The organism is Nitratiruptor sp. YY09-18, assembly GCF_016593235.1.
Taxonomy (GTDB): Bacteria; Campylobacterota; Campylobacteria; order Campylobacterales; family Nitratiruptoraceae; genus Nitratiruptor.
In genome coordinates this window covers 1,256,513-1,276,344 of sequence record NZ_AP023065.1, presented here as the reverse complement: position 1 = coordinate 1,276,344, position 19,832 = coordinate 1,256,513, and the positions used below count along the sequence as shown (strand labels likewise).

General features: G+C 39.8%; 18 protein-coding genes. 14 read left to right on the top strand and 4 right to left on the bottom strand.

Going from position 1 to position 19,832, the window contains the following annotated elements; genetic code table 11:
• The first annotated feature begins 6 nt into the window (after positions 1 to 6).
• From JG734_RS06835 to JG734_RS06820, 4 genes are read left to right on the top strand one after another with little or no spacing between them, the layout of a single operon-like run.
• The gene (locus JG734_RS06835) at positions 7 to 1,041 is read left to right on the top strand and encodes a rod shape-determining protein (protein ID WP_201332543.1); all 1,035 of its coding nucleotides are present in this window, start codon (positions 7 to 9) and stop codon (positions 1,039 to 1,041) included.
• Entirely contained in the window at positions 1,034 to 1,786 is a 753-nt protein-coding gene (mreC, locus tag JG734_RS06830; RefSeq protein ID WP_201332542.1) for a rod shape-determining protein MreC, read from the top strand. Before JG734_RS06835 ends, mreC begins: the two co-directional genes overlap by 8 nt.
• Positions 1,787 to 1,830: 44 nt before the next feature.
• A complete protein-coding gene (gene carB, locus JG734_RS06825) occupies positions 1,831 to 5,085 on the top strand; it encodes a carbamoyl-phosphate synthase large subunit (protein WP_201332541.1) in 3,255 nt (1,084 codons plus the stop codon).
• Complete coding sequence (locus JG734_RS06820) at positions 5,085 to 5,525, top strand: Sua5/YciO/YrdC/YwlC family protein (protein WP_201332540.1); 441 nt, start codon at positions 5,085 to 5,087, stop codon at positions 5,523 to 5,525. The genes carB and JG734_RS06820 overlap by 1 nt, the downstream gene beginning before the upstream one ends.
• Here JG734_RS06820 and JG734_RS06815 read toward each other — a convergent pair.
• On the bottom strand, positions 5,518 to 5,973 hold the full coding sequence (locus JG734_RS06815) for a hypothetical protein (protein WP_201332539.1): 456 nt from the start codon (positions 5,971 to 5,973) through the stop codon (positions 5,518 to 5,520). The genes JG734_RS06820 and JG734_RS06815 overlap by 8 nt on opposite strands.
• A 57-nt stretch (positions 5,974 to 6,030) precedes the next feature.
• Here JG734_RS06815 and metH point away from each other — a divergent pair, with 57 nt between their 5' ends.
• From metH to JG734_RS06800, 3 genes are all read left to right on the top strand, one after another.
• Positions 6,031 to 9,477: a methionine synthase gene (metH, locus tag JG734_RS06810; RefSeq protein WP_201332538.1), complete on the top strand. Its 3,447-nt coding sequence runs from the start codon at positions 6,031 to 6,033 to the stop codon at positions 9,475 to 9,477.
• 91 nt (positions 9,478 to 9,568) lie between these two features.
• A complete protein-coding gene (locus tag JG734_RS06805) occupies positions 9,569 to 11,680 on the top strand; it encodes a serpin family protein (protein ID WP_201332537.1) in 2,112 nt (703 codons plus the stop codon).
• A gap of 13 nt (positions 11,681 to 11,693) precedes the next feature.
• Positions 11,694 to 12,617, top strand: coding sequence for an A/G-specific adenine glycosylase (locus tag JG734_RS06800; RefSeq protein ID WP_201332536.1), 924 nt, complete (start codon positions 11,694 to 11,696; stop codon positions 12,615 to 12,617).
• Here the strand turns inward: JG734_RS06800 and JG734_RS06795 are convergent.
• On the bottom strand, positions 12,583 to 12,744 hold the full coding sequence (locus tag JG734_RS06795) for a hypothetical protein (RefSeq protein ID WP_201332535.1): 162 nt from the start codon (positions 12,742 to 12,744) through the stop codon (positions 12,583 to 12,585). The two genes, JG734_RS06800 and JG734_RS06795, sit on opposite strands and share 35 nt — an antisense overlap.
• Positions 12,745 to 13,434 carry a YaaA family protein gene (locus tag JG734_RS06790; protein WP_201332534.1) on the bottom strand — a complete coding sequence of 230 codons (690 nt, stop codon included), beginning with the start codon at positions 13,432 to 13,434 and terminating at the stop codon, positions 12,745 to 12,747.
• 57 nt (positions 13,435 to 13,491) lie between these two features.
• Between JG734_RS06790 and JG734_RS06785 the strand changes: the two genes are divergently transcribed.
• Genes JG734_RS06785 through JG734_RS06755 form a run of 7 tightly spaced genes read left to right on the top strand, consistent with a single transcriptional unit; the run spans position 13,492 to position 19,183 of the window.
• A complete protein-coding gene (locus JG734_RS06785) occupies positions 13,492 to 14,103 on the top strand; it encodes a hypothetical protein (protein WP_201332533.1) in 612 nt (203 codons plus the stop codon).
• On the top strand, positions 14,100 to 14,591 hold the full coding sequence (locus tag JG734_RS06780; protein ID WP_201332532.1) for a cob(I)yrinic acid a,c-diamide adenosyltransferase: 492 nt from the start codon (positions 14,100 to 14,102) through the stop codon (positions 14,589 to 14,591). Before JG734_RS06785 ends, JG734_RS06780 begins: the two co-directional genes overlap by 4 nt.
• 36 nt (positions 14,592 to 14,627) lie before the next feature.
• A complete protein-coding gene (locus tag JG734_RS06775; protein ID WP_201332531.1) occupies positions 14,628 to 16,484 on the top strand; it encodes a TonB-dependent siderophore receptor in 1,857 nt (618 codons plus the stop codon).
• Complete coding sequence (locus JG734_RS06770; protein ID WP_201332530.1) at positions 16,481 to 17,044, top strand: hypothetical protein; 564 nt, start codon at positions 16,481 to 16,483, stop codon at positions 17,042 to 17,044. The genes JG734_RS06775 and JG734_RS06770 overlap by 4 nt, the downstream gene beginning before the upstream one ends.
• A 23-nt stretch (positions 17,045 to 17,067) precedes the next feature.
• Entirely contained in the window at positions 17,068 to 17,550 is a 483-nt protein-coding gene (locus JG734_RS06765) for a host attachment protein (RefSeq protein ID WP_201332529.1), read from the top strand.
• Positions 17,550 to 18,785: a M20/M25/M40 family metallo-hydrolase gene (locus JG734_RS06760; protein WP_201332528.1), complete on the top strand. Its 1,236-nt coding sequence runs from the start codon at positions 17,550 to 17,552 to the stop codon at positions 18,783 to 18,785. The genes JG734_RS06765 and JG734_RS06760 overlap by 1 nt, the downstream gene beginning before the upstream one ends.
• On the top strand, positions 18,782 to 19,183 hold the full coding sequence (locus JG734_RS06755; RefSeq protein ID WP_201332527.1) for a hypothetical protein: 402 nt from the start codon (positions 18,782 to 18,784) through the stop codon (positions 19,181 to 19,183). The genes JG734_RS06760 and JG734_RS06755 overlap by 4 nt, the downstream gene beginning before the upstream one ends.
• Here the strand turns inward: JG734_RS06755 and nth are convergent.
• Positions 19,170 to 19,820, bottom strand: a complete 651-nt coding sequence (gene nth, locus JG734_RS06750) for an endonuclease III (protein WP_201332526.1) — start codon at positions 19,818 to 19,820, stop codon at positions 19,170 to 19,172. The two genes, JG734_RS06755 and nth, sit on opposite strands and share 14 nt — an antisense overlap.
• Between the last annotated feature and the right edge of the window lie 12 nt (positions 19,821 to 19,832).

Here is a 19,832-nt window from a genome sequence, read left to right as displayed (position 1 = left end):
TGGGGCATGATTTTTGATAATCTTATAGGTTTTTTTTCAAATGATATGGGAATAGATCTGGGAACTGCAAACACCTTAGTTCTTAGTAAGGGAGAAGGTATTATAATCAATGAGCCCTCTGTTGTGGCAATCAAGCGTGATAAGCTAGGACGTCAAAATATTTTAGCAGTCGGACGTGAAGCCAAGGAGATGGTAGGAAAAACGCCTGGCGATATAAAAGCAATTCGCCCTATGAAAGATGGCGTTATTGCCGATTTTGATGTGACTGAGAAGATGATACGCTACTTTATTGAAAAAGCCCATAAGCGTAAGGCCTTCATCCGCCCACGTATTATCATCTGTGTGCCTTATGGTTTGACGCAAGTTGAGAGAAAAGCTGTCAAAGAGTCGGCCCTGAGTGCTGGGGCGAGGGAAGTATATCTAATTGAAGAGCCTATGGCTGCTGCAATAGGAGCTGGACTTCCAGTCAAAGAGCCGCAAGGAAGTCTTGTGGTGGATATTGGCGGTGGGACCACGGAGATTGGTGTAATATCTTTGGGTGGCTTAGTAGTGAGCAAGTCAATTCGCGTAGCAGGTGACAAAATAGATGCATCTATTATCGATTATATCAAGCGAAAATATAACTTAATAATTGGTGATAGAGTAGCTGAAGAGGTTAAAATTGAAGTAGGTACAGCCATGCCTCTTGATGAACCATTGAAAATGACTATCACTGGGCGTGATCAGGTCGGTGGACTGCTCAATTCTATCACAGTAACCAGTGAAGATATCTATGAAGCGATGAAAGAGCCAATTAAAGCTATTGCAGAGGCTCTCAAAGATGTGCTTGAACAGACTCCTCCAGAGCTTGCAGGTGATATTATAGAAAATGGTATTGTCCTAACTGGTGGTGGTGCCTTGATACGCAATCTTGATCGCTATCTCTCTGAAGCTGTCAAAATTCCAGTCTTTATAGCTGAAGAGCCCCTTCTTGCAGTTGCCACAGGGACAGGAAAGGTTTTAGAAGAGATAGAGATTTTGCAACAATTGGCTGATGAATAAGAGACTCATTTTTATTCTCCTCATTACTCTTGCCCTTGTAGGTCTATACAAGGGTAATGAGGCAGTGAGGGGCTATGTATTAAATTTTACAAATACACTAAAAAGTATTTATCTTGATCTTGAATATTCCCTCTTGCAAAAGATCAATAACCACTTCAAACAAATAGAAAAAATCGAGACTCTCATCCAACAAAACCGTCAGCTTCTTCAATATAAAATAGCTTATAAAAATCTTTTGAGCACTTTACAAAATTTTCAAAGAGACTGCAATATTACTTTTGCTGCAAACAGTGTCCATTTATTGTATACCAAGGCTCTTTCATATGTAAGTTTTGGTGATTTTACTTCACTTTGGCTGGAGGCAGATCTAGATAAAAATAAAGTCTATGGTCTACTCAAAGGGGAAAATGTTGCAGGTGTGGCTCTGCGCAAAGACAGCAAAGCGTTAGCACTTCTTAACGGCAATAAGAAGTGTAGCTATGGAGTATTGGTAGCAAATAGTGTGAGTGGGATAGCGGTAGGAAGTGGTGATAATAGGTTTATCAATGTCAAATATATTCCAAATTATGCCACAGTAAAAGTGGGTGACAAGGTTATTACAAGTGGCCTTGATGGTATTTTTATCTACGGTGTAGGTGTTGGTGAAGTCATAAAAGTGTGGCAGGAGGGAAGCTATAAGGTAGCTCGTGTGCGTACATATGCAGATCTCTCCTATCCCAGATTTTTTTGGCTAATGAAGTTATAAAGAACTTTAGGGTAAAATCAAAAACTAAAATCACAAGGGTAATAATGCCAAAAAGAGATGATATCCACACGATTCTCCTCATAGGCTCGGGTCCCATCGTCATCGGCCAAGCATGTGAATTTGACTATTCTGGAACTCAAGCAGTAAAGACTCTCAAATCTTTGGGTTATCGTGTAGTTCTTGTAAATTCCAATCCCGCAACTATTATGACTGATCCAGGTTTTGCAGATCGTACCTATATTGAGCCAATTACAGAAGATATCATTTATAAAATTATTCAAAAAGAAAAAGTTGATGCTATTTTGCCTACCATGGGTGGACAGACCGCTTTAAATGTAGCAATGAGTATGTATGAAAAAGGGATGCTTGAAGGTATCAAATTCCTTGGAGCAAATCCAGAAGCTATTAAAAAGGGCGAAGATAGGCAGGCTTTTAAAGAGGCTATGCTCAAACTTGGCATGGATTTGCCAAAAAGCCGCTATGCTTATAGCCTCGAAGAGGCAATGGAAGCTGCCCGTGAAATAGGTTTTCCTCTTATAATTCGCGCTTCTTATACACTAGCTGGTGGCGGAAGTGGTGTTGCATATAATATAGATGAATTTAAAACTCTTGCAGCAAAGGGACTTGAAGCAAGTCCAATCAGTGAGATTCTCATTGAAGAGTCGCTCCTTGGATGGAAAGAGTATGAGATGGAGGTAATAAGGGACAGAGAAGATAACTGTATTATTGTCTGCTCCATCGAAAACCTCGATCCTATGGGAGTACATACAGGAGACTCTATCACTGTAGCTCCAGCCCTCACCCTCACAGACAAAGAGTATCAGCGCATGCGTGATGCCTCTTTTGCAATTTTGCGTGAAATTGGTGTAGATACTGGTGGAAGTAATGTGCAGTTTGCTGTGAATCCTAAAACGGGGCGCATGATTGTTATTGAGATGAATCCAAGAGTGAGCCGTTCTAGTGCCCTTGCGAGTAAAGCAACAGGCTATCCGATAGCTAAAGTCGCAACACTGCTAGCTGTGGGCTATACGCTTGATGAGATTGAAAATGATATTACAGGGACTGCTGCAAGTTTTGAGCCAACAATTGACTATATTGTCACAAAAATTCCTCGCTTTACTTTTGAAAAGTTTCCGCAAGCTGACTCTACGCTCACAACATCTATGAAAAGTGTTGGCGAAGTAATGGCGATAGGACGCACCTTTAAAGAGTCAGTCCAAAAGGGGCTTTGCTCACTAGAGACTGGATTAGTTGGATTTGAAAAAATTGAAGCTGATATTGAGACAATTAAGCACGAGATTCGTCGTCCAAATGAGAAGCGCCTCCTCTATATTGCACAAGGTTTTCGTGAAGGTCTTAGCGTAGAAGAGATTTATGAGCTCTCGCAAATCGATCCTTGGTTTTTGTATCAGATAGAAGAGATAGTGCAGTTTGAAGCAAAAATAGATCTTGATATCTTACAAAATGAAGAGCTTTTGCGAAGAGCCAAGACATATGGCTTTAGTGATAAGATGATTGCAAAGCTTATCAATGAAAAAGAGCACACAGAGCTTACTGAAAACGATGTCTTTAGTGCGCGCACCGCTTTGGGAATTGAGCTTGAGTACAATGAAGTAGATACCTGTGCAGCAGAGTTTCCAGCTCTTACTCCTTATCTTTATAGCTCAACAAATATTACGAAGCTTCCAAAAGTACAAAAAGAGTCAAATGAAGAGAAAGTACTCATCATTGGGGGTGGTCCAAACCGCATAGGACAGGGAATTGAGTTTGATTACTGCTGTGTGCATGCTGCCTTTGCCCTCAAAGATATGGGTATAAAATCAATTATGTATAACTGTAACCCTGAAACAGTCTCTACTGATTATGATACAAGTGATATTCTCTATTTTGAGCCTATCGATTTTGAGCATGTGCGCAGTGTCATCAAAGAAGAGAATCCAACTGGTGTGATAGTGCATTTTGGGGGGCAGACTCCACTTAAACTTGCTAAGCCTCTTACTGCAATTGGTGCTAAAATTGTAGGAACGAGTGCAAAAGTGATAGATCTAGCTGAAGATAGGGAGAAATTTAGTGAATTTATAGCCAAAAATGGCCTCAAACAGCCTCCAAACGGAACAGCTTTTACAAAAGAAGATGCTTTGAAAATTGCTGAAGAGATTGGCTATCCTGTATTAGTGCGGCCAAGCTACGTGCTTGGTGGGCGGGCGATGCGTATTGTCTATAATGAAAATGAGCTCAAAGAGTATATGGATGAGGCGGTGAGTGTCAGTCATGAATCTCCTGTTTTAATAGATAAGTTTCTCGATCACGCAATAGAGCTGGATGTAGATGCTATAAGTGATGGAAAACGTGTCTATATTGGCGGAATTATGCAGCATATTGAAGAGGCTGGGATCCACTCTGGCGATAGTGCCTGCTCTTTGCCAACTGTGACGATTGATGAGAAGATTTTACAAGAAGTTGAAGAGCAAACAAAAAAGATTGCTTTAGGACTTGGTGTAAAGGGACTACTCAATATTCAGTATGCAATCTATAAAGATGAGGTCTATTTGATTGAAGTAAATCCACGAGCTTCACGCACTGTGCCATTTGTGAGCAAAGCTACAGGTGTACCAATGGCAAAAGTGGCAACGCGTGTGATGATTAAAGGCGATCTCGTAGAGGCTTTACAATTTTATGATGAGTATGGTGTTGTAGATTTTAGTACTGAAATTCTCAAGCCAAAACTCAAAAACCATATCGCTGTTAAAGAGGCGGTATTTCCATTCAATAAACTTCCAGGGGCAGATCTCCTGCTAGGGCCTGAGATGAAGAGTACGGGAGAAGTGATGGGAATTAGTGAAGGTTTTGGAGAGAGCTTTGCAAAAGCGCAGTTTGCAGCAGGTAACCGCCTGGCAACTGCTGGAAAGCTCTTTTTATCACTCACTGACTATGATAAGCCCTACGCTCCAGAGATTGCCAAACTCTATAGAGATTTAGGATTTGAGATTGTTGCTACGCGAGGAACGCATAAAATTTTAGAGGATGCTGGAATTGAGAGTACATTGGTACTAAAAATTAGTGAAGGGCGTCCAAATATTGAGGATATGATTAAAAATGGCGAGATTGCAATGGCAATCAATACAAGTGATAATAAAGCAAGTAAAAGTGATGCAAGAAAGATACGCGAGCAGGTATTGCGCCATCAGATACCATACTTTACAACTATTTCAGCAGCAAAAGTAGCAGCTGAAGCGATTAGGAGTCTCAGAGCTAAAGAACTTACGCCAAAAGCACTGCAAGACTACCTCAGTGAATAATGGATCCAAAAAAAGTCTATCTTGCTCAAACCGACACCACTGTTGGTTTTTTGAGCCAAGATAGTGAAAAACTAGCACGAATTAAAAAACGTCCTCCTTCGAAACCATTTCTTATAGCAGTATCTTCATTGAAAAATTTACAAAAGTTTGTAAGAGTTCCCAAAAAGCACAAAAACCTCGTGAGGCGAGCAAAAAAAACTACATTTATCTATCCAAATGGCAAAGCTTTGCGTGTTATAAACTGGGGAGAGCATTACAAGTTTTTAAGAAAGTTTGGCTGGTGCTACTCTACAAGTGCTAATGCGAGTGGTAAGAGATTTGAGAGAGAGTGGGCAATGAAGCAGGCTGATATTGTTGTAGAGGATTGGAGAGGACTTTATGAGAGCACACCCTCAAGACTTTATAAACTTGGCAAAAAAAGAATGCAAAAGATTAGATAGCCAAAGGATTCTCATCCCGATGTGGTTTCCAACACTCGTTGAAAAACTTTTGCTCATTTTCTAAGAGCGCTTTATCACATGAATCTATTATATTTTTAGCCCACTCTTCAATTTTTTTGCCTGTCTCCTTGCCAAATTTCATAAAGACTGCTCTCTTGTAATCTTCACGAGTATATGTCTTTTCTCCGACGAAAGGCAGTCCATTGAGCGCTTGAAGTTTAAAGATGGCAAATGTCTCTTCATCGAGATTTTCTGGTGTGATTTTAAGCTTTTTAGTGACAAATTCTTGCTCTTTTTCCTTGCGCCTTTTGTAAGAGAGGTTTTTAAATATTGCATATTTTGTAGCTTCTGCGATGCCAATTGCTTCGGCTATCTCTTCATCAAATCCTAGAGCAATTGCGCGAAACTTTTGCAGTGCTGCCATTTTTGGAAAGCGGTTGATAAACATTGTAAACTCCTTTTAAATATAATAGTATAATGGCAAAAAAATTTAAAGAGGTGCAGATTGATTAAAGAGCTGCTAAAAAAGCGGATTTTAGTCATTGATGGCGCGATGGGTACCCAGCTTCAAGCAAAAGCAAAAGAGATACCACCAAAAGCTTGGGAAGGCAAAGAGGGGTGTAATGAGCTTTTAAATAGAACTGCTCCTGAGATTATAAAATCTATTCATGAAGCCTATGCCAAAGTTGGTGCCGACATCATTAAAACAAATACATTTGGCTCAATGCCCTGGGTTTTGGAAGAGTATGATTTGGCTAGTGAAGCGTATGATTTGACAAAAAGAGGGTGTGAGCTGGTCAAAGAGATTTGCCAAAAATATAGTACTTCTGAGAAACCTCGTTTTACTGCTTGCTCTTTGGGTCCAGGAACAAAACTGCCAAGTCTTGGGCATATCGATTATGATGCAATGTATGCAGGATACTGTGAAGCTGCACGGGGAGCTAAAGATGGTGGTGCAGATCTTTTCTTGCTTGAGACCTGTCAAGATCCTTTGCAGATCAAAGCGGCAATCCATGCTTGTCAAGATACAGCCCCTGAGATTCCAGTGATGGTAAGTGTTACCATTGAGCAAAATGGTACGATGCTTATTGGAACTGATGCGGCAACGATTGCTACTATTTTAGAGCCGTTTGACATAATTTCACTTGGATTTAATTGCGGAACCGGTCCAGATATGGTGGAAAAACATGTAAGGGTGCTGAGCGAAGTGTGGGATAGACCTATCAGTATCCATGCCAATGCTGGGCTACCACAAAACAGAGGCGGTTATACCTACTATCCTATGGGCCCAAAAGAGTTTACAGAGCTTGAAGCAAAATTTACTTCCATTGATGGTGTGGCGCTGCTTGGCGGATGCTGTGGAACTACACCGCAACATATCAAGGCTTTAGTTGATGCAGTTGAAGGCAAAAAGCCCCTCCCTCCAAAAGGAAAACAGCCTAGAAGCATTGCAAGCCTCTTTGAATCAAGGACCCTTCATCAAAATCCTCCTCCCTTTTTGATGGGTGAGCGAAGCAACGCGACAGGAAGTAAAGCTTTTAGAGAGCTTCTTTTAAAAAGCGATTATGAAGGGACACTCAGTGTTGCGCAGCAACAAGTGCGCAGTGGAGCCCATGGTATTGATGTAAGTGTCGGGTTTGCAGGGCGCGATGAGACAAAAGATATGAAAGAAGTCATCAAACTCTACAATGAAAAGATCCCGATTCCTCTCATGCCGGACTCCACGCAAGTTCCAGCTATTGAGACAGCTCTCAAGCACATTGGCGGACGTCCGATTATCAACTCAGCCAACCTTGAAGATGGGATAGAGAAGTTTGACAAAATCTGTTCATTGGCAAAGCGCTATGGTGCGGCATTGGTACTGTTGGCAATCGATGAAGAGGGAATGGCAAAGACAAAAGAGAAAAAGTTAGCAGTTGCTGAGCGTATGTATGAAAGGGCCGTAAATCTCCATGGCCTCAATCCTGGTGATCTTGTTTTTGATCTTTTAACCTTTACCGTTGGAAGTGGGGATGAGGAGTATCAAACAGCAGCTATTGAAACTATTGAAGCGATCAGGGAGCTTAGAAAACGTCATCCAGAAGTTGGAGCCGTTTTAGGAGTATCCAATATCAGCTTTGGTCTTGAGAAACATGCAAGGGAGTACCTCAACAGTGTCTTTTTGCATCATTGTGTCGAAGCCGGTCTTACTATGGCGATCGTCAATGTCAAAAATCTCATCCCTTACCACAAAATCAGCGAAGAGGATCGCAAAGTTTGTGAGGATCTGCTCTTTAACAGGCGCGAAAATGGCGATCCACTCTTTGCTTTCATTGAGCACTTCAGCAAAGCAGAAAAAAAAGAGGCTGCAAGTGATGATGAACTGAGCAAACTCCCACTCCAAGAGCAAATCCACAAGCTTCTTATCGATGGGGACAAAGAGCGGATGATGCCACTGCTTGAAAAAGCCAAAGATCGCATTAATCCAGAAAAGATTATCAATGAAATTTTGATCGGAGCTATGAAAGAGGTAGGAGATCTTTTTGGCAGCGGGCAGATGCAGCTACCTTTTGTGCTGCAAAGTGCAGAGGTGATGAAAGCAGCAGTAGATTATCTTAATCAGTTTTTGCCAAAAAAAGAGAAACAATTGCAAACCACTCTTATTTTGGGAACAGTGAAGGGTGATGTGCATGATGTTGGCAAAAACCTTGTAGATATTTTGCTCACCAACAACGGCTTTAAAGTTGTCAATCTTGGTATTAAAGTAGAACTTGAAGAGTTTATCAAAGCCTATAAAGAGCATAATGCCCAAGCAATTGGTATGAGTGGGTTATTGGTTAAATCTACTCAAGTGATGTTGGAAAATCTCAAAGAGATGAAGCAAAAAGGAATTGATACGCCTGTGCTTTTAGGCGGGGCTGCGCTGACAAAGAAGTTTGTGGATGAGTTTTGTCGTCCGGCCTATGATGGACCTATCTTTTATTGCCGTGATGCTTTTGATGGAATAGTGGCGATGAGTAGAATCGAAGAGGGAAACTTTGATACAAAGCTTGGGAGTGACAAGGATGAAGAGGAGATTGTTGAGGTTAAACCAAAAGAAGAGATAAAGATCGATCCGGCAAATATCATTTTGCCAAAACCAGCCCCTGTACCTATCCCACCATTTTGGGGTAGAAAGATACTTGAGATTGACCCCGATATCGCCTATGAGTGGATCAACAAAAGGCTTCTTTTTAAACAGCGTTGGGGCTATAAATCAAAAGGTCTGAGCAAAGAGGAGTATCAAAAGCAGCTGGATGAAAAGGTGATTCCAGCATTCAATAGACTAAGAAGTGAACTAAAAGATATATTTGAGCCTACCATTCTCTATGGATATTGGCCTGCAAGAGCTGTGGATAATGAGCTCTATGTATTTGGAGAGGAGTTTGGTTGGCAAAGAGATGAGGATGCCAATCGTGAACCGATAGAAAATATCATCGGAGATGCGATAGAGATTTTCACCTTTCCAAGGCAGTCTAAACCGCCTCATAGATGCATCGCAGACTATTTTCATAGTGACCGAATGGATGTGAGTGCATTTACTTGTGTGAGTGCTGGAAGCAAGTTTAGCGAGTATGAAGGGGAGCTTTTTAAAGCTGGGAAGTATCATGAGTATCATTTGGTACATGGTCTCAGTGTCGAGCTTGCCGAGGCATTGGCTGAGATTGCTCATAAGCAGATACGCATAGAGCTTGGGATTTTACGCAATGAAAAACCGGATTTGCGTGATGTAAAAATGGTAGGTTATCAAGGAGCCAGATACTCTCCTGGCTATCCGGCTTGTCCCGATCTTGAGCTTAACCGCCATATCTTCAATCTCTTAAAACCAGAAGAGTTTGGCATTGAATTGAGTGAGACATATCAGATCCATCCTGAGCAGTCTACTTGTGCAATTGTAGTGCATCACCCGGAGGCAAAATATTTTAATGTATAAATCTTTTTGGGATTTTTCCCCATCTACTTCTCCATTTTTTGATTCCAAATGTAAGGTATAATGATCTATATCCCCTTGCAAAGGATCAATTGTGAGATATCTATGGCTCTCTTTATTTATCTTCTCTTCACTATTTGCTACAGTGAATGCTCTGCATTTGCAAGACAAAAGATTTGATCTGTCTGGAGAATTTAAATACTATGCGCTCTCTCCAAAAAAGGTACAAAATAGTGCTTCCAATTGGGTCTATGAGACACCACAAGGAAACTGTTATAAACTATTTGGTGTCACGCCAACGCGTGGTAACGTTTTTGGATGGAAGAGGATAGATGGGTCATGTGATATGCCTGCAGTATGGCTCTTTTACTATATTGGAGATTTTGATAACGATGGCGATACACGGTTTGATTTTATTACTGTTTCAGCAAATGCACAAAAAAAGAGAGTCTATAAACTGCTCCCTGTTAAACCTGGGGAGTATTTTCGCTATGCAGATTTGGGTTTTTTCAACTATAAGATTGAAGAAAATGCAATTGAGTTTTCTCAAGGAGCTATAAAATATCTAGATTTCAAGCGAAACCACAAATATAAAGATCTTCCGCAATATCAGATTTTTACAAATTTCCAAGACGCCAAAGAAGCAGGTTTTGATTATCTTCTAGATTATTCAACTTATAAACTAGTTCTTTATAAAATAGTCCAAACGAGCGGATCCAACCGGATTGTTTTTGAAGATCCACAGTTTTTTGATGGTGTAATCAAGATACCAGTAAAAATCATCAAGCCAGCATTTGGAACTGCAGATATGGCCTACTACATAGCTGCATTTGCGGTGAGCAAAGATACGAAAAAGTTGGTTTTTGATTATGGTAATTCACAAGATATTGTATTGCTACAGCAGATAGTATCTTGTGAAGATGAACTGCAAGCTCCTGTGTGTGGATTCAAACAGGTTGAGTGTATTACAACTCCTTGTGAGCCAAGAGAAAAGACTTATCCCAACTACTGTGCTCTTCGAGCAGATTCCCAGGCGCGCTTTTTGCATATTGGAGCATGTGAAATCGTTAAAGAGACCAATGTTTCAAAATTAGCAGCATCTATCTACCGATTTGGTCTACGTCTATCGCAGCAGCTCTATCACAGGCAAAATCTCTTCATATCCCCTTTGAGTATTGCTGGAGTCATGAATATGCTCTATTTTGGAGCCAGCAATGAGAGTCGGGTGCAAATAGCAAGAGCTTTTGGCTATCCTCCAGATTTTGCACTGGCTGCTTCATATGCAGCATTGCAAAAGAAGCTGCAAGTGCATAATGCAACATTTGCTACTGCCAATGCTGCATGGGTAGAGCAAAAGTTTCATCTTTATAAGAGTTATCGCTATTTGATAGAAGATCTTTTTGATGCGTCCATATATAGTGCAAATTTCTTAGAAAAAAGTGAAGAGATGCGCAAAGAGATAAATAAGTGGGTTACAAACAAGACGCAAGAGAAGATCAAAGACCTTTTACCACCAGGTTCAGTAAAACCAAAGACAAGAATGGTGCTTGTTAATGCTCTCTATTTTTATGGAAAATGGCAAAGAGAGTTTAACAAATCAAAAACAGCTAAAGAGCCTTTTTATATTGCTCCATTTGGTGAGAGTGTTGAGGCGGATATGATGAAAGCACAAGGGGAGTTTAATGTAAGCCAGATGCAGGGATTTCGGGCTCTGGAGTTACCGTATAAAAATGAAGAGCTTAGCATGTGGTTCTTTTTGCCAAATGAAGATTTTGCTATTGAGGAACTTTTAGAAAAGTTGTCCAAAACCTCTATGCAACAGATTGTAAGAGCAAAAAGAGAGGAGATTGATGTACGTTTGAAGGTACCAAAATTTAAACTTACATGGGGAACGAAGAATATCACTGAAGCTTTACAAGCTTTAGGAATTGAAGATATTTTTGATCCTGTACATGCTGATCTCTCATCGCTTGGCAGACCTATCGATCCAAATGCCAATCTCTATGTTGGAGGTTTTTTTCACAAAACTTTCATAGAAGTGACAGAAGAGGGAAGTGAAGCTGCAGCAGCTACTGCTACAGTTGTCACAGAGATTGCAGGAGTACCACCTGTTTATACTTTTTATTGCGATAGACCTTTTGCATTTATGATAGTACATAATAAAACTTCAACACCTCTTTTTATGGGTGTTGTAAACAAGCCATAATTGTATTGCAATCATGAACAAGTTAACACTGCTTGAGTGGTTCAAACAGTATGGGCGCCATGAACTACCATGGCGCAAGACTTCTGATCCTTATGAGATCTATGTAAGCGAAATAATGCTGCAACAAACGCAGGTAGAGCGAGTCTTGCAAAAGTATGAGCCGTTTTTGCAAAAGTTTCCTGCACTTCAGAGCCTTCGCATGGCAAGTGATGAGGAGCTCTTAGCTCAGTGGAGCGGGCTTGGATATTATCGCAGAGCACTTGCAATGAAGAAGGTAGCCAATCTTGTAGCAACTTTACCTCAAAGTATACAGGAGTTACAAAAGCTACCTGGAATAGGCAAATATACTGCTCATGCAATCGCTTCATTTGCATATAACCAGCCTGTTGCTGTAGTGGATGTAAATATTGAGCGGGTTTTGCGGCGCTTCTTTGCACTTACTGGCTCGCAAAAAGAGGTATGGCAAAAAGCTAGCGAGTTTTTAAATAAAGCCTCTCCTAAAGAGCACAACTTAGCTCTCATGGATCTTGGCAGTCTTGTGTGTGCTACAAATCCACTCTGTGAGGTATGTCCACTCCAAAAAGAGTGTGAAGGGAAAAATGATCCGTTAAAGTTTTGGAGCAAAGGCAAGAGAGAGTATGAAAAGCTAGATCTTCACTATGCCCTTTGTGTAAGAAATAAAAGAATCGCTCTCACACCTTCTAAAGGCTCCATGTATAAGGGTATGCTCCTCTTACCTGTAGCGAAAAGAAAAGAATTGCTCCTTGGATCATTTAAACATAATTACACCAAGTTTGCTATTACAGTTTATTGCTACAAAGAGGAAGCTGAAGGAGAGCTAGTCTGGATGGATCTAGAAGAAGCCAAAACAGCTCATCTGCCGACACTTGTCAAAAAGGCTCTCAAATTTTGTGGTGATCTTTCCATGTTTTCTTGATGTTCCATACTAAGAGCAAACCAAAAACAAGGGCAATTGCACCATAGAGCAAAGCTGCGATATAGTCTGCATGCAGACTTGACCATACTGCAAGAGCCAAAAACAAAAGTGTAATTATCAAACACATCTATATTATCTCCATAACCCAAATCTCTTCATTTTTCTTACTTATAATCTCTTTGAGTCTTAGTCCCTCAAAAGTAAAATCACGAAGTTTTTTGAAGCTGTCAATATTATGTATTGCAATTTGACGCAAAACCATTCCACGATAAGCTTTTGCCCAGTGGCTTACTACTTTGCCGTTTTTTATAAATTTCATTTTTACAGCAAAAGCAGGCTTATAAAATTTCTCATAGTATCCTGCCCGTAGATCCAATATTTCACTATCTAGATGAAGATTTTTACAAAGTGGTGCATAGAACTTTTCTGGCTTTATACCACCTACTGCTTCTCCTTGCTTGAGCTTATAGAAAGGAATAAGATCTCTTGCACACAAAGGTCCAAAGAGATTAGAAAAGATTATGAGATGATTGTCGATAAACTCTTGATGCAAAGGATGGAGAGAGGCGTAGTCTAAGTATTCATACGCTACACCATGATAGCGTTCTATGGCTTTTTTGGTAGGGGAGTTGAATATATCTACTTCCACCGGCTCTTTTGTACCAAAAAGTTTGAGTTTCTCTTCAAGTGTACCGTTTTTGATAACATCATCATATTTTTGCAGTATTGGCCTACGCTCTATATCAAAGCAAAATTGTATTTTGGATTCATAGCCACCTTGTATTTTGGCTTCGCTTGGAGCAAAGAGAATGTGCATTTTTTTCCTTCAATAGATCTCAAAAGAGTTATAATAGCAAAAAAGAAGGAGTAAGAGATGCGATATATACTAGGAATGCTTATAGCAACACTAATGCTCTTTGCAGATTGTACACATGCCAAAAAGGTTATCAAGGTTGATTTTAAACATGTAACCAAAGGTGAATTGCCTGTTGGATGGATAGTAAGTTGTAGTGGGAAATCCTTTCCCGGTATTTGGGAAGTAAACGGTAAGAAACAGCTTTTTGTAAAATATCCACGCGGGAGCAAATTCGAGCAAAAAAATCTCTTCTTTACGAATCAATACTATTTTACAAATGGTAGCTGTCAGACTATACTCTCAAGTAAAGAGAATGCAGGAGTGATATTTCGAGCAAGAGATCGTAAAAACTACTATGCAGTAAGTATCGATTTTAAAAACAGAAAGCTTATAGTAGAAGAGATTAAAAATAAAGAGCCAAAAATCCTCTTATCAAAAAAACTGCCAAATAATATCCATCCCCATTCGCTCAAAGTTGCTTTTTGCAATGACAAAGCAACAATTTTTTTAGATAATCGTGAAGTGGCAAAACTCTTCCATCTCAAAGTAAGACCAGGCGGCGTGGGAGTTATATCTTCGGGAAAATCGCAAGCTTACTATGATGATATTGTCATTGAAGTGGTCCAATGATTCAGATTTATACAGGTGATGGTAAGGGTAAAACGACTGCAGCCATTGGGCTTGCAATAAGAGCAAAAGGAGCGGGAAAACATCTCCTTTTTATGCAGTTTATGAAAGGAATGCAAACCAGTGAGATCGATATCCTCACCTCTTTGGGTATTGAGGTAGACAGAGAGTGGGATGGGAAATTCATTTTTGACAAACCAAGCAAAGAGCAGCTTGCGATGGCAAAGAGACAGTATGCACGTGCTCAGGAAGCATTGCATAAAAATTATGATTTGATTGTATTAGACGAGATCATAGTAGCGATGCATTTTGGATTGTTGAGTGAAGATGATCTTCTATCTCTTATGGAGCAAGCGAAATGTGAACTTGTTTTAACAGGACGCGGAGCTACGCAAAAGCTTATAGACAAAGCAGACCTTGTGACAGAGATGAGGAAAATAAAGCACTATTTTGACAGGGGAGTCCAGGCACGCAAAGGATTTGAGTTTTAGTATAATTGCCTCTTCAAATACATAAAAGGAGAGAAAATGGCAAAAGGATTCAAAAAGAGATACTTCTCTCTTGCTGCAATCGCTGCTACAGTCTCTGTAGTAAATCTCAATGCGCAAGCAGCTAGAGTTGAGTCGATCGAGAAAATTGTTGTCAGTGCACAAAAGATTGCAGAAGATGTAGAGGATGTTACTGATGATATAGAGATAATTGACGCACAAGAACTAGATGAGAAGGGTATACGCACACTTCCACAACTTCTGCACTACATCACAGGCTCATCCCAGGCTGCAAATGGGGGAGTAGGAAAAGTTAACAATATCTATCTTCGTGGTCTTTCAAACGACAAACTCCTTATTCTTATCGATGGAGTGAGATTTAACGATCCATCAAATTTCAATGGCCCATCATCTGAACATCTGCTTTTAAACAATGTCAAAAGAGTTGAAATTATCAAAGGAGCACAAAGTGGTATCTGGGGTTCAGACGCTGCAGCTGGTGTGGTCAATATCATTACAAATGACAAAGAGCATACAAGTATAGATGTAAATTATGGGAGTTTTCATACAGTCCAAAGTGCTCTTTCAATTGTAAAGAAACATGATAAAATCTTTTATGGATTAGATTTTGATTTTTATAAAACTGACGGATTTTCTGCAATTACGCCTTATAACAAAGATCCGCGAGACTATGAAGCTGATGGTTATATCAATAGAAATGTAAGAGCAAAAGTCGGATACAAAGATGATAATTTAATAGTAGAGAGTGGTATGAATATAATCAGCGCATACAATCAAGCTGATGGATACAATCCTACCACCTATGCACCAGATCCAAATTCTCGCTACAACGATATCTATCGCTACCATGCATTCTATACAAATGCGACAAAATCTTTGCACAATCATACGCTCGATCTTCATATTGATACAACCACGACCAACCGTGAATTTCCAGATGCTACCTGGGGAGTAAACAGCTATGAAGGAAAAACGGGTAATATTGAGTTAAGAGATACTCTCAACTATGGTGGTACTATGCAGTTTGGAGCAGGGCTGCAAAGATATAAGAGTAGCTTCGCACAAACTACCGCTACCAGTGGGCAGATAGACTATGATGATAGATATATCTATCTTACAAATTCCAATAGATTTGATAAGTTAATTTTGCAAGAGAATATCCGCTACGATAGTTATGACAAATTTGACAATCAAGTAACTGGAAAAATAGGTGCAAAGTATAACCTTGCCAACCTCTCCTTCTTCGCAAATGCTGGCAAAGCCTATAATGTGCCAAATCAGATAAAGATGATCAATCCTTGGGGAGTTTCCAATTTCAATCTCCAGCCAGAAAAAACGACCAGCTACGATATTGGTGTGCAAGGATATGGCGCAAAGCTAGTATACTTTGAAGAGAGGGTCAAAGATCTCATAAATTGGTACGATCCAGATAGTAATACATGGGGTGATGAGTACTATAAAAACTATGGCGGTACGAGCAAATTCAAAGGAATAGAAGCAAGCTACAAAAGAGCACTTGGGAATAGCCTCTATCTAGAGCTTGGTGCTACATACCTAAGCCCAAAAGATCCAGGCAAAAATCCACTTCCAAGAAGAGCAAGACATCGCTACAACTACTCTCTTACATGGTATCCAAGTAGTGAGCATACTATCAACATCAATGGCTACTATGTAGGGTCTCGCTATGATGATGCTGCACAAACAAAACAGACAGGCAAATACAATGTAGTCAATTTGTCTCTTTCTCACCAATTTGCACAACATTTCAAAGGCTATATATTGGTGCACAACCTCTTTGATAAAAGATACCAAGAAGTGTATGGATATGGGAGCGAGCCACAAAGCTTCTATATAGGTATCAAAGGAACCTTTTGAGATTACGTCTCAAAACCTACCTCTCCTATAAATTTTTCAATTCCCTCTTCACCGGCCTCTCGGTCGGTACCATATTTGTTATTTACACTCCTTTGGAGCCTTCTATCTACTCACTTGGAGGTATTTTATTGGCAATTGGTATGCTTGTCATCGCAAAATTTTATGATGTGCTTCTCAATATCAAGCGCTATTTTCAAATAGGCCTTTTGGTTGAATTTATTATGCTTCTTCTCATTATTTTCTTTCTCATCAAGCCATATACATATATGACAGCACTTCTTGTTTATGCAGGATACCAAATTACTTTTATGTTTGGGGCATATTTGATGAGGGCTGAAACGCTTATAGTCAAAAAGGCATTGGCTCTTACAAAAGTGGATATTGCCAAACAGATAGGCTATCTTGCAGGTATGGTTGCTAGTTTTGTCTTTTATAAAATATATGTAGCACCCAAAGAGCAGCAGGTTTATACTCTACACTTCCTCTTGCTTTTTATAGAAATTGCTATTATTATCCTCTTTATTCGCTCATTTAGTAAAAATTCAAAGAAAAAGAGATAGAATAAAAGAAAAAAGGATAGTGCATGAAAGTTGGTGATATCGTAATCGTTGCAAACTTGGGAGAAATGAAAGTTTACAAAGCAAACCCAAGAGATTTAGAAGCAGAAGCTGGACTCAAACCACAAAATATCAAACTCGATCAAATCAATGCAATCGATTATGTAGAAGCTCACTGGAAACTCAAAGATATCGTTACAGATGAGGCTGGACGCTTCAAAGCAGATGCAGGGAAAATGGGCGGTAATGCCGGTGAGCATCATGAACTAGAAAAAAAGATGGAAGAAGATGTGATAAAAGTACTAGCAAATGATATTAGCAACATTGTTACTGAGACTAATCCTCCAAAATATTTTCTTGCTCTTCCACAAACAATTTTTGCAAGAGTCTGGGAGCGAGTCAAGCCAGAAGCCAAAGAAAAACTCTTTCGCTATGTAGAAGAGGATTTGACAAAGACTGATAAGAATAAACTTCCTGACATTTTTCAACAAAAGGGTAAGCATTTTTAATGCGCATCCTTGAACTCTTCAAAAAGATTACACAGATCCCTCACTGCTCCGGCAACACCGGAGCCCTTCGTGAGTTTATCACTACATTTACTTCACGCTGCGGTTACCACTATGAAGTAGATAGGGCTGGCAACATACTCTGCTACCGCTCAAAACGCGATATCTGTTTGCAATCGCACTATGATATGGTTTGTGTGGGTGAGGCCCCGCACATTGAAATATATGAAAAAGATGGATATCTTTTAGCAAAAAACTCAAGCCTCGGAGCAGACAATGGCATAGGTGTAGCCATGATGTTAGCTTTGATGGAAGAAGGCAAAGAGGCTGAATATCTCTTTACAAATGATGAGGAGATAGGGCTTATTGGTGCAAAGAATCTTGAACTTCGCCTCCAAGCCACGAAGATGATCAATCTCGATAGTGAGGAGTTTGGACAGATATATGTAGGATGTGCTGGTGGTGCAGATATTGTTGCGCAAAGAGAGGTAGATTTGCAAGAGTGTGAAGGTAATTTCTATAGAGTTACTGCTCGTAACTTCCCAGGAGGCCATAGTGGGGTCGATATTGACAAAAATATCCCAAGTGCTATCAAGGAGTTTGCATATTTTGCAACCGATGCAAAGGTAGCTGCTATAGAAGCTGGAGAGCGTCGTAACTCAATTCCAGTTCATCTGCAAGCAGTTATTTGTACACAAGAGTCTTTACAAAATAGTGAATATTTTCTCATTGAAAGAACAGAAGAAAAAAGAGTTGCAGATTTTGCTATTGTAAAGTTGCTTTGTGCATTTGCACATGGTGTACGTGCATGGGAAAGAGAGTTTGCCATTCCGCAAGTAAGTGTGAACCTTGCAAAAACTACTCTTATTGATAATCTTTTGAGGATTGAGATAAGTGTCCGTGCAAACAGTGATAAGGGTCTTGAGAGAATTATTCAAGAGACTCTCTGCTTTTTTGATGGCTTTGATAGAGAAATAGTGGATATATATCCAGCCTGGAAGCCTTCTATCACACCTTTGGCAAAAGAGATAGCAAGAGAATATGAAAGAATTACCAAACATCCTGTCTCTTTCAAAGCGATTCATGCAGGACTTGAGTGCGCGATATTTGCACAAAAATTCCCATCAATGCAGATAGCATCTATCGGTCCAGACATTATCAACCCACATTCTGTGCATGAAAGAGTCAAAGTCGATACAATTGCTCCACTTTTAAACCTGCTGCGAGATATATTATGAGAAGCCTTTTACTCATTGTGATACTGCTCTTTTTGCACGGATGTGCGCAAAAGGATCTAACTAAAAGAGTAGTAGCTGATATGGTCATCAACTACTATACTCCATATTCATCTGTGGATATACTCGTTCCACAAAGTATCGATGTGTTCTGGATAAAAAAGAGTGGTAAAAAAGCGCAAGCAAAAGTGTGTTATCAGTTTCGCTTTCTTACAGATTACCATGCGTTAGTTACGTATATCAAGAAGAATCCAAATTCCCATTTTGCCAAGTTTGATTTGGGACTTGTGGCACTTTTGGGTAGAAAATTTGGAGATTTTAAGAAAAATGAGATCAAAAGCCGCTGTGATATAGCGACTTTTGAGAAAAAATATAATAAATGGGTACTTAGGAGTCTTTAAGAGGGCGCTTATCTTCACTGTCACACAGATCATACAAAAAACACTGATCACATTTTGGATTTTTAGCGGTGCAGATATAGCGTCCAAAAAGTACCATCGCTTGATGAATTGCTGCTAAGTCTGTCTTGAAAGCTTGAACCAAATCCTTTTCGACCCCCTCTCGTGTTTTTGCATCACTCAGGCGCAGTCTGTGAGCGACGCGAAAGACGTGTGTATCGACTGCCATGAGGTTTTTGCCAAAATATTCGATCATGACAACATGGGCAGTTTTTTGTCCGACTCCTGGAAGTTTGACTAGCTCTTTTTCATCCTCTGGAATTTTGCCACCGTACTTTTCTTCTACCATTTGTGCCATTTTTATGAGATTTTTAGCTTTGTTGTTGAAGAAAGAGCATGATTTTATAAGTTCTTTGAGTTCGTCTATATCTGCTTGTGCTAGAGCATGGACATTAGGATATTTCTTAAAAAGATCTGGTGTTATAAGGTTTACTCTTTTATCAGTGCATTGGGCAGATAGCATGACAGCAACAAGGAGTTGGTAGAGATTTTTGTAATTGAGCTCTGTGTGGGCTTGGGGGTAGTGCTCAAGAAGTCTTTTTTTAATTTCTTGTATCTCTTCAGGCTTTCTTCTAACCATAATTTGCCTTTG